Origin of the sequence: Halobacteriovorax sp. DA5, assembly GCF_002903145.1 — a bacterium.
Classification (GTDB): domain Bacteria; phylum Bdellovibrionota; class Bacteriovoracia; order Bacteriovoracales; family Bacteriovoracaceae; genus Halobacteriovorax_A.
In genome coordinates this window covers 124253-140600 of record NZ_PPDJ01000003.1, presented here as the reverse complement: position 1 = coordinate 140600, position 16348 = coordinate 124253, and the positions used below count along the sequence as shown (strand labels likewise).

The 16348-nt window shown below is 34.7% G+C and carries 17 protein-coding genes; 4 read left to right on the top strand and 13 right to left on the bottom strand.

Features of this window, described 5'->3' with window-relative positions:
- Positions 1 to 6: 6 nt before the first annotated feature.
- The 3 genes from C0Z22_RS07265 to C0Z22_RS07255 are packed head-to-tail and all read right to left on the bottom strand — an operon-like array spanning position 7 to position 3273.
- Complete coding sequence (locus tag C0Z22_RS07265; RefSeq protein WP_103217700.1) at positions 7 to 1200, bottom strand: restriction endonuclease subunit S; 1194 nt, start codon at positions 1198 to 1200, stop codon at positions 7 to 9.
- A complete protein-coding gene (locus C0Z22_RS07260; RefSeq protein WP_103217699.1) occupies positions 1190 to 2695 on the bottom strand; it encodes a type I restriction-modification system subunit M in 1506 nt (501 codons plus the stop codon). The genes C0Z22_RS07265 and C0Z22_RS07260 overlap by 11 nt, the downstream gene beginning before the upstream one ends.
- A 2-nt stretch (positions 2696 to 2697) precedes the next feature.
- Positions 2698 to 3273: a restriction endonuclease subunit S gene (locus tag C0Z22_RS07255; protein WP_103217698.1), complete on the bottom strand. Its 576-nt coding sequence runs from the start codon at positions 3271 to 3273 to the stop codon at positions 2698 to 2700.
- 171 nt (positions 3274 to 3444) lie between these two features.
- Between C0Z22_RS07255 and C0Z22_RS07250 the strand changes: the two genes are divergently transcribed.
- The 3 genes from C0Z22_RS07250 to C0Z22_RS07240 are packed head-to-tail and all read left to right on the top strand — an operon-like array spanning position 3445 to position 5521.
- The gene (locus tag C0Z22_RS07250; protein WP_103217697.1) at positions 3445 to 4134 is read left to right on the top strand and encodes an HNH endonuclease; all 690 of its coding nucleotides are present in this window, start codon (positions 3445 to 3447) and stop codon (positions 4132 to 4134) included.
- Entirely contained in the window at positions 4134 to 5060 is a 927-nt protein-coding gene (locus C0Z22_RS07245; protein WP_103217696.1) for a hypothetical protein, read from the top strand. Before C0Z22_RS07250 ends, C0Z22_RS07245 begins: the two co-directional genes overlap by 1 nt.
- 56 nt (positions 5061 to 5116) lie before the next feature.
- A complete protein-coding gene (locus tag C0Z22_RS07240; protein WP_103217695.1) occupies positions 5117 to 5521 on the top strand; it encodes a hypothetical protein in 405 nt (134 codons plus the stop codon).
- On the opposite strand, the gene C0Z22_RS07235 is transcribed toward C0Z22_RS07240, so the two are convergent.
- From C0Z22_RS07235 to C0Z22_RS07200, 8 genes are all read right to left on the bottom strand, one after another.
- Positions 5518 to 6228 carry a hypothetical protein gene (locus C0Z22_RS07235; protein WP_103217694.1) on the bottom strand — a complete coding sequence of 237 codons (711 nt, stop codon included), beginning with the start codon at positions 6226 to 6228 and terminating at the stop codon, positions 5518 to 5520. The genes C0Z22_RS07240 and C0Z22_RS07235 overlap by 4 nt on opposite strands.
- A gap of 377 nt (positions 6229 to 6605) precedes the next feature.
- Positions 6606 to 7007: a hypothetical protein gene (locus C0Z22_RS07230; protein WP_103217693.1), complete on the bottom strand. Its 402-nt coding sequence runs from the start codon at positions 7005 to 7007 to the stop codon at positions 6606 to 6608.
- Positions 7008 to 7126: 119 nt separating this feature from the next.
- Positions 7127 to 9232, bottom strand: coding sequence for a hypothetical protein (locus tag C0Z22_RS07225; RefSeq protein WP_103217692.1), 2106 nt, complete (start codon positions 9230 to 9232; stop codon positions 7127 to 7129).
- A gap of 149 nt (positions 9233 to 9381) precedes the next feature.
- Positions 9382 to 10230: a restriction endonuclease gene (locus C0Z22_RS07220; protein ID WP_103217691.1), complete on the bottom strand. Its 849-nt coding sequence runs from the start codon at positions 10228 to 10230 to the stop codon at positions 9382 to 9384.
- Positions 10230 to 10790, bottom strand: coding sequence for an AAA family ATPase (locus C0Z22_RS07215; RefSeq protein WP_103217690.1), 561 nt, complete (start codon positions 10788 to 10790; stop codon positions 10230 to 10232). Before C0Z22_RS07215 ends, C0Z22_RS07220 begins: the two co-directional genes overlap by 1 nt.
- A complete protein-coding gene (locus tag C0Z22_RS07210) occupies positions 10790 to 12130 on the bottom strand; it encodes an MBL fold metallo-hydrolase (protein WP_103217689.1) in 1341 nt (446 codons plus the stop codon). The genes C0Z22_RS07215 and C0Z22_RS07210 overlap by 1 nt, the downstream gene beginning before the upstream one ends.
- An 86-nt stretch (positions 12131 to 12216) precedes the next feature.
- Positions 12217 to 13038 carry an S-formylglutathione hydrolase gene (gene fghA / locus C0Z22_RS07205; RefSeq protein ID WP_103217688.1) on the bottom strand — a complete coding sequence of 274 codons (822 nt, stop codon included), beginning with the start codon at positions 13036 to 13038 and terminating at the stop codon, positions 12217 to 12219.
- 3 nt (positions 13039 to 13041) lie between these two features.
- Positions 13042 to 14163, bottom strand: coding sequence for an S-(hydroxymethyl)glutathione dehydrogenase/class III alcohol dehydrogenase (locus C0Z22_RS07200; protein ID WP_103217687.1), 1122 nt, complete (start codon positions 14161 to 14163; stop codon positions 13042 to 13044).
- Between the two features lie 98 nt (positions 14164 to 14261).
- On the opposite strand from C0Z22_RS07200, the gene C0Z22_RS07195 reads away from it, so the two are divergent.
- Positions 14262 to 15140: a LysR family transcriptional regulator gene (locus tag C0Z22_RS07195; protein ID WP_103217686.1), complete on the top strand. Its 879-nt coding sequence runs from the start codon at positions 14262 to 14264 to the stop codon at positions 15138 to 15140.
- Here C0Z22_RS07195 and C0Z22_RS07190 read toward each other — a convergent pair.
- The gene (locus C0Z22_RS07190; protein ID WP_103217685.1) at positions 15137 to 15622 is read right to left on the bottom strand and encodes a hemerythrin domain-containing protein; all 486 of its coding nucleotides are present in this window, start codon (positions 15620 to 15622) and stop codon (positions 15137 to 15139) included. The genes C0Z22_RS07195 and C0Z22_RS07190 overlap by 4 nt on opposite strands.
- Before the next feature lie 114 nt (positions 15623 to 15736).
- Positions 15737 to 16255, bottom strand: coding sequence for a hemerythrin domain-containing protein (locus tag C0Z22_RS07185; RefSeq protein ID WP_103217684.1), 519 nt, complete (start codon positions 16253 to 16255; stop codon positions 15737 to 15739).
- Positions 16256 to 16348: the final 93 nt, after the last annotated feature.

Here is a 16348-nt window from a genome sequence, read left to right as displayed (position 1 = left end):
TACCTCTTATATCTGAACTCTTTTCTTTCCTGTTAAGAGTTGTTGCATTAGTCCTTTCTTTTGATTTTTTAATTTATCAAGTTTAGCATGATAAAGTGAAATTTCTTTATCAACTGCTGTTAAAACTACAACAATTTTTTCCTGATCTTTTTTAGTTGGTAAGGGGAATGGATATGATAATAACATATCCATCTCTATTCCTGCTTGGCCTGCACTTCTCTGACTAAAGCCATCTAAATATCTTTCAATTTTTTCTTGGCTTAGGAAATAATACATATACTCTCTATCAAGACCATCTCGAGGGATCGCTTTCATTAGAGCAACATTGTATGCACCTTCGATACCTCTTAAAACCTGAAAAATGGGAGGCCCATATCTTCCAATCATCACGTCTTCTTTAGTGCATTTTTTTCTAGCTAACTCTTCTTTTATGTATGTTTTGAAATTATCTGTCTTATAATCTCTTATCTGTATTAATCTTATATAACCTAACCTTTCTTCAAAAATAAAAGTATCGCGAGGTGGCTGTGCTCCTCCTTCATATTTTACGCATTCTTCCATCTTTTTTAATTTCCAACCGTCTGGCAATTTGCCATATTTCTTTTTTGGGTTAAGAAGCTGCTGCATCAGACCTTTTTTTCTTTTCTTTTTTGTCTCAATGAGTTTTTCTAGTTTTTCAATTGCCTCATCCCAAGTTGAAAGAATTGATGCTATTTTTTCTTGCTCAAATATTGGTGGTATATCGAATGAAAAACTTCGAAGGTCACTAAGAGATAAGTTGGGTCTTGCTGATTCTGTTTGGCTACCTAATAACTTTCTAACAATATGTGGTGCCTGCAAATAAAAACTTACGTATTCGTGACTAATATTTTTTTTAACTCTAAAGAGGCAAACTGCCTGATTTATGTTTGCAGGTGATATATCTTTCTGTATGAGACAAGAACGTCCGATTGATGCACCAACTATGTTAATTAATATATCTCCCTGCTTAAGCTGACTATTTTTTAATTTTTCATTGAATTCTAAAGGTAAATACTTTGGCTTTGAAATATCCAAATAACCTTCTCTTACATTTTCACTAGTTACAAATAAACAACCTGAGTCTTGATAATCAAAACCTTGCCACTTAGGTGAAGATCCTTTTGTTATTTTATCTGCTATTTCTTCTCCAATTAGCTTTTTCCATCCTTTAGGCACCATAACCAAGCTCCTTAAGATACTTCTTCATTTGATGCTGAATAGTCGCAAGTTGATCTTCAAGTTGATTAATCTCTCCTTGAACAGCCTGGATATCGATCTCTTCCTCTTCCTCAAAAGTATCGACATAACGAGGAATATTTAGATTGAAATCATTTTCCTTAATTTCATCAAAGCTTGCTTTATAAGCATACTTATCTACATTTTCTCTTTTCTGATAAGTGCTAACAATTTTATCAATATCTTTAGATCTTAAAGTATTTTGATTTTTTCCATCTTGATATTCACGACTTGCATCAATGAAGAAGACAGACTTATCTTTCCTTCCTTTCTTAAAGATTAAGATTGCAGCAGGAATACCTGTTCCGTAGAAAAGGTTTGAAGGAAGACCTACAACAGCATCAAGTAAGTTTTCTTCAATTAATGATTGTCTGATTTTTCCTTCACTTGATCCTCTAAAAAGTACCCCGTGAGGAACAACTACTCCAACTCGACCACTATCTTCTGTGATTGTTTCAATCATGTGAGTAATAAAAGCAAAATCACCTTTAGTCTTTGGAGGAAGACCTCGATGAAAACGATTGTAGGCATCTGCTGATGCTTCCTCATGCCCCCACTTATCAAGAGAGAATGGTGGATTTGCGACTACAACCTCAAATTTCATAGTGGCACTATCTTCAACAAGTTTAGGATTTCGAATAGTATCACCCCATTCGATTCTTGCTCCATCTACACCATGAAGAAACATATTCATTTTCGCTAGTGCCATTGTCTGACCATTTACTTCCTGGCCATAAAGAGCAAAGTCATTAACACCATCTTTTAGAAGTTGATTCGCACACTTAATAAGTAAAGATCCTGAACCACAAGCGGGATCACAAATTCGATCTCCCGACTTAGGTTGTACTAATTCTGCAACTAACTCACTGACCTCAGCAGGAGTATAGAATTCTCCTGCACTTTGACCACTACTGGCTGCAAATTTACCAATTAAATATTCATAAGAATTACCAATAACATCTTGGTTTCCAATTTTACTTGGTCTTAAATTTAGTTTTGGCTGATTGAAGTCTTCTAAAAGAGACTTAAGTCTTGAGTTTCTCTCCTTGGCCTGTCCAAGATAAGCCTCAGAGTTGAAATCGATGTTTCTAAATACACCTTCTAGTTTTTTCTTATTGGCATCTTCAATATTAGAAAGAGCAATATTAATAATTTCTCCCAGGTTAGCCTCATTACGTTGCTCATAGAGGTCTTTAAAGTGACAACCATCAGGAAGAATAAAGCGCTCTCTTTCAAGTTTTCTCTTGATTTGGTCATCGTCTTTATATTTCTTCTTTAATTCCTCATAATGCTCTTCCCATGTGTCAGAGATATATTTTATAAAGAGCATGATCAAAATATAGTTTTTATAATCTGTAGCATTTAAAATTCCTCTAAATGTGTCACATGCCTTCCAAAGAATTGAGTTAATTTCATCTTGATTTACTTTTCCAGCCATACTTATCTCCTACTATTTCCTAATTCTTTTTGTATTTGATTAATGAGTTTCTCTCTTCTTTCAATAAGAGCAGAGAAAACTTCTTTTTCTTTTATTAATAGATTTTCTAATTCAACAATGTTCTTTTGAGTTTGCAGATCAGGAACATTAATTTCCATGCTCTCAAGCATCTTGCGATTAATGTGCCCAACTGTTGCCCCCTGAGACATTGACTGAAAATATTTTTGAGAGTGATTGAGTGACCATGAAAGATAGTCATTGCTAATGACATTTGATTTCAATCTCATAATCCAGATATGAGATGAAGGAACTACATTCTCAGGGACATCCCTAATTACTGCAGAATACAGACGTGGCCCGTTGCCAATACATAGAATATCTTCATCTCTTAGAAGAACCTCATCGTTTCTGCCACTATAGTCAGCGTGAATGAGTGAACCAAAGTCGATTCCTGTAAAAGGGGCCAGATCTTTGGCCAAAACAACCTTGTACTCAGAGTCTTTTGACTCTTCGATCTTCCCCCTAAAGGAATAACCGCTTCGAATGTCACATAAATCACTGAGTTTACTTAAAATCATCACTTCCTCTTAAAAGTGCAACAAGTTACTCTAAGCAGTATAATGCATAGACCTTGTTGGTGCAAGATGAATTGCACCAAGTGGCTTGATGTATTTTTATAATTAGAACAATTTCCTTATGTTATGTCATTTTTTATTTAGGCTTTTTGGGACTTTATCCGACAAGTGTGCATGTCTATATCAAAAAAGTACCTCGATACTCTCAATACGATTGAAGGCTGGACCACAGTGTCCGAGTGGGCAATTCGTGTTGGAGAGCTCCACCCTGAAATTCTAGAGAAAGCAAACAAGGAAGCTGAAAATCAAAAGAATGAGACCACTGGCCTCAGAGAGATTGCAGCTAGAATCAGTTCAAATATTTCCAGAGGTGCATACTCTGGCCATATAGAAATTGATGATTCAGAAAGACCAAGGAAAGTGAGATTTCTTACAGAGAGTGAGGCCAATGTCTTACTTGATCGAGAGTTAGAAGATGACCTTGCCCCTCTTACAAGGGCCCAAAAGATCAAACATGATGAATCTCTACTAACCACCAAGGACAAATATAGACTCCAGGAATTTGAAAATATCAGCTCTCAATTAAGATCATTCTTTAACTTAGATTTTGAATTAGAGCACGCCAAAGCTCTTCTTAATAAAGAAGATCCTGGTCAACATCACCCTGATAATATTCAACTTCTACTCAAGTCACATAACAGAATGAAAAGTTCATCAAATTGGGATCGTTTCACACTTGAGGAACAGATTGAATATATTCAAGCTGCTGTGAAAGTTCAGAAACTTGTTTCAAAAAAGATGAGAATTGACCTTGAAGAAGAAGTTATAGGTCAAATTATTAATCGTATAAAGCTGGTATTCTAATGTTAAATAAAAAAGAAATTCATGACTTAAAAGAATTAATAAAAGATTTTTCTCCTCAAACTGGTTTTTTTGAAGAAAAAATATTATTCCCAGCCATTATCGGTAGAATTGAATATTTAAAATCTATAGCTGAAGACTTAATTAAAATATGTGAAAAAACTGATGTTGCAACTCAAATAGATGCACCACTTAGAAACCTCGTCACCTCAGAAATTAAAAGTGAGAATATTCCCGAGCCAAAAGTAGGAGAACAATATTTAAGAGAAATAAAAAAGCAACTTGAGGATCAATATATCACTCCTTTTCAAGAACTAATTGATAAATATAATAACGATGAGACTTATCAAGATATAGCAAAGCTAACTAATTTCTTTAATAACACCTATAATTTAATTCAATCGATCCCTGCCACTAAAGAACAAATTTTCAGATATTCTATAAGATCATTTTTAAATATAAAAAAAATAGCAACTGGTGAAATAATGCTAAGCAATCCCGTTGAGCTATCTTTAATACTAAGTCCATTTGAAACAAGAATAAATGAAATGGTAAATGTTTCTGACTCAACAATGGGTTCAATACAAGACTGGGCCAAGCAAGTTCGAGATCAGAAGACAAAACATCTAGAAACGATTGTAAACCTTAGTCAAGTAAAGGCTGCCTCAGAACAAGTCAGAGCATCCAAGTATACATTACTCTTTCAAATTGCAGTTATTATTTTTTCAGTCGCTTTAGTAATAGCGAGCCAAAGAACATCAATATACTTAGATAAAATAGATGCAGAAAAAGCGCTTATAGAAACTCAGAATAAAATGAATAGTTATATCAATCAAAATAATGAAAAAGATAAGCAAATAAATATACTTAAAGATCAGTTAAAAATTCTACAAAAAACACAAGGGGATCAAAAATCAAAGAAAAACTAAGATCTTTACTAGAGTCAAAAGCGAGTGAGAGGAATGATATTTCTCTTGAAGATCTTTTGAAAGTAAAAGCAAATTTTATTAAATCTAAACATGGAGCAACCTCTAATGGTTTTCAATCTGCAGCGGAACTGACTATCTGGTACCTTGATCAATTTCTAAAACAGGATGGAAAATGCTGCTATTGTGAAACTCCCATCTCCTTAATTCGAAAATTAATTGATGCCAATCTATTAAAAACTAGAACCGTAGGAAGAACTGCTCAAGGAAGAAGAGGATATCGATTTGAGATTGAAAGAGTTGATACTGAAAACAATGTCTATGAACCGGCAAACTGTATGCTAAGTTGCTACTACTGCAATAATGATAAGAGCTATATTTTCCCCATGGATGACTATAAGAAATTTCTAGCCCCGTCTAGGAAACATTATTTCGATTACCTTTTAGAAAAATTAAAATCTTAACCTCTCATCTCTTCAAATTTACAAAACGCCAAAAAAGACTGCTCTTTAATATTAGTGATTGCCTTAAAAAGAGAGAGCTTATTGTAATCCTGTAGATAGTTTGCTTCTATTTCTGAATTACTCATTTCCCTCACATCAGGAGGTAGTAATTTCTCAAAAGACAAAACTAGCCCTTCATAGCGAGTCCGGTACATAGGGTAATAATAAAAATTTTCATTATTTTCTAGCAACCAATTTTGAAGTAATGAAACAGAAGCTATCACTGACTTCATATTCTCATAGCCGAGTTGATTATAAGCTTGATCTCTATTCATGGTCCCGTGTTCCGAAAGCTCTGCTAATTTTACAATTGCAGCAGCACCTCCGATTTGAACCTGGCCACCAGCATTTTCAATATATGTAAGTGTACTTTGTATCGTGTCAACATGTTCCTTATAAATAGCATTTAACCTATCTATATGATTTTGTTTCTGTATCTGAGTTATAGATTCTTTCTGAAGCTTAAGTGTCCATATTACAAAAATGGCCCCTGATAAAGCAGCCACTCCAGAGAAATATGAACCTAAGTTTCCAAGAGTAGAGAAATTGCACTCTTTACAGACAGTAATATATGCAAGAAATATCAAAAACCCAGCTGCTAAAAAAAATGATCCTGCAACAATAATTGATTCATTTGAAATTTGATCTAAAGGTGATTTCTTATCCATGAAATGATTTTAGTTTAATTCTGCTGTATAGGCAAAACCATAATCCCCCAGGTTCCCAGGCAAAATTCAAAAACTTCTTGAAAAACTGTCATTATTTTTAAATTGGTAAACGCCAGTGATTCAAAATCCGCCGGTAGCAATACTGTGCGAGTTCAAGTCTCGCCCGGGCCACCATAATAAAAAAGCCCAGGTTTATCCTGGGCTTTTTTATTATTGTTGCTTGGGTATAGAACTTGAATTTGATTCGAGTTTAGGAGCAGGATGCGACGTATGCCAACGAAGGCAGGGCAACCAATCGCTCCTGCTCATGGTTGCATACAAAACATCCTGTTTATAAGCCGAAGTTGGCCAAGTCTCGCCAACTTAAAAACAAGCCCCTACTCTAAATCATCAAATGAAATAGTCCACTTGTATGGATTAAACCCACAAGAAGAACCAGTAATTGTCGCTTTTGAAATTTGCGTAAATGAGTTGATCATTACTGTAGGAACTTCGACACGATCAAAAAGATACACTAAGCTAGTCGCTTCACTATCTTCTAGAAGGTAAGTCATATGGCCTGCATTTAGGCTCCATACGGCCGGATTGTATCCTTTAATACTATCAATAATATTAAATTCAACTTTAGTACAAGGTCCACTTACTTGAAGCTCAACTTTATATTGATTAGCAAGTTTAACTGCAACTTGAGTTTCTTCATTAGTTAGATTCTTTGTTACAGTCTTTGCCATAACATTTAGTGATACTAGTGAAATTAGAGCTATGATCATTGATTTCATCAATTATCTCCTGATTAAAGTTTTAAAAATACTTGTGACTTATAGCATGCGTGAACACTTAAACAAGAGAACATAAATAAAATACACATTAAAAAAGCCAGCTTTAAGCTGGCTTTTAATTATCTAGAAATTGTTGAAAGATTTGAGCACTTGTTAACTTTATAGAATTTTTGAAGTCCAACCGTTTTATCTCGATTATTGATGATTTCCATCATAATCTGTCCAAGACGATCGCCTCGTAAACCTTTTTGACCAAATTTATTATCAAGGTAATCTTGTGCTTCTTCTAGCGAAAGCTTTTTTCCATAAAATTCAATATTACGAACAACACCTTCGGCTTCTGCAAGAGAATACTTCTGACCTTCAACTTCAACATCTTCACGTCCAAGCTCTCTTTGCATTGCGATCTTCTTTAGATAATTTCTTGCTGTGATAATACGACGAGCAAGGATCGCTGAATCATTATGAGATTTAATTCTCTTTCTATCAGCATTGTCTGCATCACCAAAGATATCATTATTAGTTGCGATGAAGTCATAACCTAGCTCTGAAAGTTTTTGAGCATATACCCAAATCTCTCTTGTCGTTTGCACATCAACACATGCGTTAAGTTGAGCATCTTCGCCAAGTTTTGCTGAATTACCAGACTTAGTGATCTCATAATTCTTTTCAAGATCTTTATACTTTTGATTAAAGTTTTTATTTTGCTCTTCAGAAAGGCTTCTCATTTTATCTAAGAACTCGCGTCCATACTTTCCATAAACATGGTTACGAACGATATCAAGAGACTTAATAATTTCTCTTAAATCACCATCTTTTGAATCTACAGAAGAATACTCTTTCTTTGCAATAATGGCAGCTAGGCGATTATCAACTTCAGAAATAGCACCATAAGCATCGGCAATTGCCTTCTCTCTCTTTTTTAGATCATCACTTTTAAGAAGCTCTTTATATTCTTTTACAGAGATACTCTCTTCACCTAGTGAGATTAAATATGTGTCATCAAAGTTGTCACGGGCCTTCTTTCTCTTAGCTTGAATATTATTTAGAACTCTATTGAATGAGCTGGCCATATCTGCAAGGAATAGCTGATTAAAATCCTTAACACTCATCTCCATAAGCTCCATTGCATTATCAAGTTTGCTTAGTTTTTGTTTGAAAAGCATATTTAAGAAACGATCCGCTCCTTGTGATTCTGCAATATATTCATTTAAGTACTCTTCTAGCAAAGGTTTTGAGTAAGCTAATTCTCCTAGGATCTCAGCTTGTTGGTATGTTGCAGATTTACCAGGCTTATCAGAAAGAGGTGTTTTCATTTTCTCATAAAGACCGACTATTAGTTTTTCAACATCAGCATCAACTTTTGCAACTTCAGCTTCTTTAATTTTCTCAAACTCAGCTTCTACACTTTCTTTTGCCTTCGTAAGAGATTCTAACTCTTTCTTTACCTGCGCAACTAATGCTTTAGATATCTCTTTATCAGTATAATGTCTGTCCGTATCGATATCGAAAACCTCAAGGGCCTTTACTTGGTTTCTTACGTCGTAGTATGCACAGTTAAGCTTTACAAAAGTATTGATATCTTCTTCATTTTCAAATTGAAAACGGTCATTAAAAATATTGTTAATAAATCGTAAAATTGAAGCAACAGCTAATCCACCATAGGCAACTGTTACACCAGATGGTGAGTATAAACCAAATTGCGAAAATGTTTGGATAACATCTGCCGAGCGCTGAAGAAATGGAGTTCTATCAAGACTTGAACACTTATTATTTGAAAAGAGCGTGTTTACTCCATTCATAACCTGCATTAAAGGAATACCATTAATATCTACTTCATCTGCAGAAGGAATAACATCAACTGTTTCTTTTCCCTGCTCTTCTTTTAACTTATTTAATTCCTCTTCAAGTTCATTTGAACTGTTAAGGACTTGTTCGATTAATGATTCATTACCATCAAAGCAGTCATCTTTGAAAACTGTTACAATGGCCTTTAAACTACTTAATGCTTCTTCATAAGAGCGCGTATTATTTAATGGACAAAATTCAGGACGTGTAAGCGGAAGCTTATTGCGAGTAACAACCTCTTTAATATTGCCACCAAGCTTTGAATCAAGCTTGCTATACTTTAGGGTTTTAACATAATTCTCAAAATCACCAGCTGTGGCAGTTACCGAAGTGGCCAATAAAAGAGACGACAGAACTGTAGACATTACTCTTTTCATAATTATCTTCCTCCAAAATTACGCATAGCAGGATTATGCCATTTTTATGAACGATAATTAGAAAATATAGGTTTTGCTGTAATAATTACTTAAGGTAACACACTGAAATCACGTCCAAACCTATCAGTTAACTAACATAAATAAGGTAGTTAGCTCTTGCTCATCAAGACTTTTATTTCATTTAAAACTTTTCGAACTTCAATATCGCTAAGATCAAGTGCTTTTAAGCAAGCTCTATTAACATGCTTGATAACCACAATACCTTTATCAAGAAGCCTCTTTTTCTCTCTCGCTCTTAGAGTCGATAAAACTGTAATTGGATAGATTCGATAGCGTTGAATCAAATCACAGAATGTATTCTTTTTTGGATAATTCATCGAAAATAACATTAAGTCGACACCCTTAGCATACTTAATTGCATCTTCTGAAAACTGTGTATTTGAAATTAAAGCATATTGAAAATTTAAGTGTGGATTAGCTTCTTTAATATCGAGATAACGAGCATAAACATAAAGAGGTATTTTCACATCATTTTTATAATACTTTCGATTATGAAACTTACACTCACAGTATATATCTCCGTCGGCCCTTGAAGCAACGACATCAACTTCATGCTTAACAAATTTTCCTTTCTTAACTACTGAAACTTGAGTTTTATACCCCTTGGCCCTTAACATTTCAGCACAAAGAATTTCAAATGGATATCCAGTTGGGCCTAATTTATAGATGGCCCTCTTAATATTGTAATTTGCAGCATCGAGTTTAGATCTTCTCTTCAGAGCACGGTAAGTCTTTTGATGAATTGCAGTTGAAGTTGAAAATGGATCAAGTTCTTCAGCAATTTCTTTAACAATCTCTTGGCTTGCTTTTTCAGAAACCCCTGCAGCTTCTAAACTTCTCTTAAATTTTTTCTTATCAAATTCTTCAAAAGTCTTATTAACTTTTTGAATAATATATTTAAGCTTTTTTGTTTTCTTACTCTTCTTGCTGCTTTTCATTATTTGACTACTGTTTTTAAGATTTCTACACCACTGATAATTTTATCCATAAATGATTTCTTACTATCAACAAAGTAAAAATTAGGATGAACTGACCATATCTCTTTTAACTTACGATCTAATTCAATTGCCTGTCTGTTTGTCTCACTTCGGTAGATATTATTACTCGTAATATCACCTCCGGAGTTGGCACCAGTTTCAAAAAATATGACTGCATCATAACGATTCAACTCATGGTCATAAGTGGAATTAATTTTATCAAAAAAAGAACCACACTCATCCGGCCAATACGCCATTCCATCTAATGTTCCACGGTCACACAGAAGTATTTTACCAGGGTTCTGTTTTTCATAAATCGACTCTAAGTTCACTTGATAATCATAAATCATTTTTTGAATATCTTTTACAACTTCAGGTCTCTTATCTCTAGCAACACCACTTTGAAAAACAGAAGTAGCAGCTTCAGGAACAATCACGATATCTTCCACAAGTTCTCTTTTGAAAAGATCAAGTGCAGTAGTTTTTCCACCACCTGGTCCACCAGTAACAACAATTTTCATTATTCCCCCAAAATATAATCAATGCCATCTTCAACATTGATCGCCTCTACACCCAAGCTCTCTTTTATAGTCTTTACAAAGTTAATGACGACTGGCTCTTCTCCGTGATTAACGAAAACCTTTTTTAAGTTTGAACCTGATTTTTTAATATAATCAATCAATTCATCACGATCAGCATGGGCCGACATTGACTCTAATTTTTCGACATGGGCCCTGACATTCATCGTATGCCCAAGAAGATAGATTTCTTTTTCATTATCAACTAACTTTCGACCGATCGTCCCCTCACCTTGAAAGCCAGTTATTAGAACTGTATTATTCTCATGTTTTGCGTACATATCCATATACTTAAGAATCTTCCCACCACTTATCATTCCTGAGGAACTTATTAGAATAAATGGCTTCTTAGCGCGAGCTAGTTTCTTTGTATCGCTACTATATTCAACAAATCGTACTTTTTTCATTGCAGAGATAAATCGCTCAGAATCAACTTTTAACTTTTCGGCCATTTGCATATATAGCCTTGTTACACGAACTCCCATTGGAGTATCCAGATAAATTGGAATATCTATATCCGGATACTTCTCGAAAAGTTCAAATAGTGAGTAGATAATAACTTGAGTTCGTGCAACCGCAAAAGCAGGAATAAGAAGTACACCTTGAGTAGATATTATTCTCTTAATATGTTTTTTAAGTACTAATTGAGTATCTTCTTTCTTATGAAGGCGATCTCCATAAGTTGATTCAATCACAAGATAGTCTGATTCTGTTTCTTTATGAGGCGCCATGTGAATAAGATCATCCTTACGGCCAACGTCTCCTGAAAAACAGATTTTGGACTCTCCATTATCAAAGATAATACTAGAAGCACCTAAAATATGACCTGCTTCTTCAAAAATATAACGAAAGTCGTCTCCGTACCATTGACCTTGTTCTACAACTTTAAAATATGTCATTGTTTCATCTACATCATCAAGGCCATAGAGAACTTCTTTTATTTTCCTTTCTTTAAAATCGTACTCTTGAATATTTGCAGAATCTTTTAAGATTATTTCGACAATCTTCTTTGTTACTTCAGTACAATATATTTTACCCTTAAAGCCATTCTTAACTAATACAGGCAAGTAGCCAGAGTGGTCATAGTGAGCGTGAGTAAGAAAAATTGCATCAATTTTTGAAATATCAAAATCTGGAAGTTTTTGATTTAAATCACTTAAATCTTTTCCTCCCTGAAACATTCCACTATCGATGAGAATATTCTTACCATTTATATGTAGAAAAGTTTTTGATCCAGTTACCGTTGATGTAGCGCCATAAAATGTGAGTTTCATTTTTTCCATGGCAATAATTATATCGACAATTCCATCAAATTCATAACTAAAGTAAATAAAAAAGGGCCCGTGAGGCCCTTGTCTTTAATTATAAATTAAGAAATTAAGTGTTTGAGATGATCCTCGATAAATGAGGCGATGAAATAGTAGCTATGATCATATCCTTGGCGATAATTTACCGTTAGCTCTTGATTAAACTCTGCACAAATATCTTCAAAATTCTTTGTCTTTAATTGTTCTTCAAAGAATTCATCAGCAAGTCCTTGCTCAATCAATATTTTCTTTGCATGAGTCCTGCCACTCTTGATCAACTCACAAGCATCGTACTGCTTCCATAAATTCTCATCATTGCCTAAATACCCAGTAAAGGCTTTTTGCCCCCAAGGTACTTGCGTTGGATTTACGATTGGAGAGAACGCAGAGATAGCATGAAATAATTCAGGATTATTTAAGCCGATAACAAGTGCTCCGTGCCCACCCATTGAGTGACCAGTAATCGAAAGCTTTGCATTTCCAAAGGCATCCTTTAGTAATGGAACAAACTCATTAACGATATAATCATACATCTTATAATCATCTTTATAACCATCTGTAGTCGCATTTAAGTAAAACCCAGCACCTGAACCAAAATCATAACTATCATGCTCACCAGGAAGCTCAAGTCCTCTTGGAGAAGTATCAGGACAAACGATCATTGTATTTGTCTTAGCAAGGTGAAATTGAGCACCTGCTTTTGTTATGAAATTCACTTCCGTACATGTAAGGCCAGATAACCAAATGATTATATTTTCAATTTTATCAGTATTAGGCTTGAAGTATGAAAACTTCATATCTGTCTTTGTAACTTTTGAAGAGTGGAGACAGAATGCTGTCTCCCCTTCAAATGATTTATGACTTTTTAATTTTTCAAAGCTCATGAATTAACCTTCAGCATTAAAATCAATAACAGTTCTAATTGCCTTACCTTCGTGCATTAGATCGAAAGCTTCATTGATTTTTTCTAATGGTAATTTGAAAGTTACAAGATCATCAAGATTAATTTCGCCTGACATATAACGATCAACATAACCTGGAAGTTCTGTTCTCCCCTTTACACCACCAAAAGCACTACCACGCCAAACACGTCCAGTTACTAGTTGGAATGGACGAGTACTGATTTCTTGACCTGCACCTGCGACACCAATAATAATTGATTCCCCCCAACCTTTGTGACAACACTCTAGAGCTGCTCTCATTAAATTAACGTTACCAACACACTCAAACGAGTAATCAACACCACCGTCAGTAAGTTCAACAATAACGTCTTGAATTGGCTTGTCATAATTTTTAGGGTTAACAAAGTCAGTTGCACCAAACTTCATTGCCATTTCTTTCTTATCATCATTAATATCAATAGCAATAATTCTTCCAGCTTTTGCCATCTTTGCACCTTGTAGTACCGATAGCCCAATTCCACCAAGTCCGAATACTGCAATTGTTGCACCTTCTTCAACTTTAGCAGTATTGAAAACTGCACCGATTCCAGTTGTTACACCACAACCAAGAAGGCAGATTTTATCTAGAGGAGCTTCTTTACTAACTTTTGCAAGAGATACTTCAGCAACAACTGTGTATTCAGCAAAAGTAGAAGTTCCCATATAGTGATGAATCATTTTTCCATCTTTAGAAAAACGGCTTGTTCCATCTGGCATAAGACCTCTACCTTGTGTCTCACGAACAGAAGAACAAAGATTTGTTTTTCCTGATTTACACATTTTACAAACACCACACTCAGCAGTGTATAGAGGAATAACGTGATCACCAACTTCAACACTAGTTACACCTTCACCTACTTCAACAACAACTCCACCACCTTCGTGACCAAGAATTACAGGAAATAGACCTTCTGGATCTGCTCCAGAAAGAGTGAATGCATCAGTATGACAAACACCTGTAGCATGCATTTTTACAAGAACCTCTCCCTTCTTTGGTCCTTCTAAATCAACTTCTTCAATTTTAAGTGGCTCATTTGGGCCCCAAGCAACAGCAGCTTTTACTTTCATATATACCTCCAGAAAAATATTCTTTTATCTTGATGCATCATTATATATTGAAACCAAATTGTTGACAATTGTGACATCATTCGACACATTGTTTACACATGGAAACAATAAAGGATTTAAGTCACATTTATAGTTTTATAAAAGTTGCACAATTTCGATCATTTACGAAAGCAGCAGATGCCCTTAATGTCTCTCGTTCACATTTAAGTAAAGCAGTGAAGGAGCTAGAAGACAAACTTGGGCAACCACTACTAAAAAGAAATACGCGCTTCATTGACTTCACAGACTTCGGTAAAAACTACTTTGAAATATGTGCAATTCATATCCAAGAAATAGAAAGATTTACTAAACAATCTAAAGAGAGCTATGAATCCACTAAAGATAAAATAAGAATCTCTTTGGCCGGAGCATATGGAGAAGATATCATTGCTCCAATGATTTCAAATATCATGATGAAACATCCGGGAATCGAAGCAGAACTTGAGTTCTCTACTGAGCTAATTGATATAACTTCTCATGAGTTTGATCTTGCTATTCGTGTAACAGCTAAAAAGCCAAAGAAAGGTTTTGCTATTCAAATTGCTGATCGTAAAGAATTTGTCTGCGCATCACCAAATTATCTAAATAAGTTTGGACATCCCAAAAAACCAAAAGACCTTAGCTCTCACAATTGTCTCATTGGAAATAATGATACCTGGCAATTCTATAATGAAGATCAAAAAGAAAGTATTAAAGTAAGAGGAAATTTTAAGAGCTCCAATGGACGAGCACAAATGAACGCAGCTCTTCAAGGTCTTGGTATTTGTAAACTACCTGGTGTTTATGTTTTAGATCATATTAGAAATAAGACGTTATTGCCTTTGCTTAGTGAGTACACGGATCAGTCGATTCCGATTTGGGCCGTTATGCCATCAAAGAAATCAATTTCACCGACAGTGAAATTGATCCTTCAAGAATTTGGTGTTGTATTTTTTTAAACTGCAGCTCCATTTCTATTTTCATATTGCGAAACAAATGAATACATAACTTCATTTTCATAGTTCATATGTCGGCATAGATTATCAACGGCCTGTCTTACTTTTAGATAAAGATTCTCCCATTCTGGGCAACTCTCTTCTTGTAGTTCATAATTTTGCACCATTTGAATTAGACCTCTAAGTTCTTCTTCTTGTTCCAAATGCTCATTAGTCATTTCTTTAATATACTCATATGCATCGCTACAATTTTCCCTAAGTATTAAAGGAAAAATATATCGCTCTTCATTTTGCATATCCGCTTCAAGTGTAATCCAAAACCTCAAAAGAAATTCAGAGATACCGCTTGGGGCCCCATGCTTACCTTTTGATGATTCTCCTACAGCCTGAGATAAAATAATTAGACTTTTAAACTCTGTACGAATTTGTTGATGAAAAGAAACAAGCTTGGCCACCTGATCTTTAAAATTTGAAACTTTACTCACTTATTTTACCCCTGCAGTAATATCTATACTTCAAATAAGTATAGCAACCTACGCATGGCGCAATATGATCTACGTCAGCTTTGTTGTTTTATGACCTAAATCAACTTCTACTATTTAGCTAATTTTAAGCTTTAAATCTGATGGAGAAACTATATCAACACTATGCCCATCATAAATTTGGTAAGAATTTATCATCTGTGCAAATATCTCACCTTCGTAATTTAAATGCTCCTCAAGTGTTGTAACAACTTCGGTAGTACGATTAACAAGCTCTTTCCAAAGCTCACATGAATTCTCATTAACTTTGTATTGTAAAACATAATCCACCAGAACTTTCAGTTCAGTCTTTAATTTAGAGTGAGTTCTCAATGCTTCATTCGCCTTTTCATAAGCTCGTCTATCAATGTCTTTTATTAATGAAGGAAAGATATATTTTTCCTCTTTTTGAGTAAGGGCCTCGAGAGTTACCCAGAATTTAATCAAAAAGTTGGTGATATCCTTTGGCACATCGATATGGTTTTTACAAACTCTATCGACTTCTTGAGACAGGACAATTAATTCCTTAAAGGCCCTACTCACTTTTTGATGTTCTTCCACGAGGCCATCGACCTCTCCCAGCAGTACATCGGTCATTCTCTCCCCCTTGCGATGGTTTAAATGCTAAACAATTATATCCTATTTAGGGGAAATACTTTGTGTGTGTTCTATTAATCTTTGACACTAACG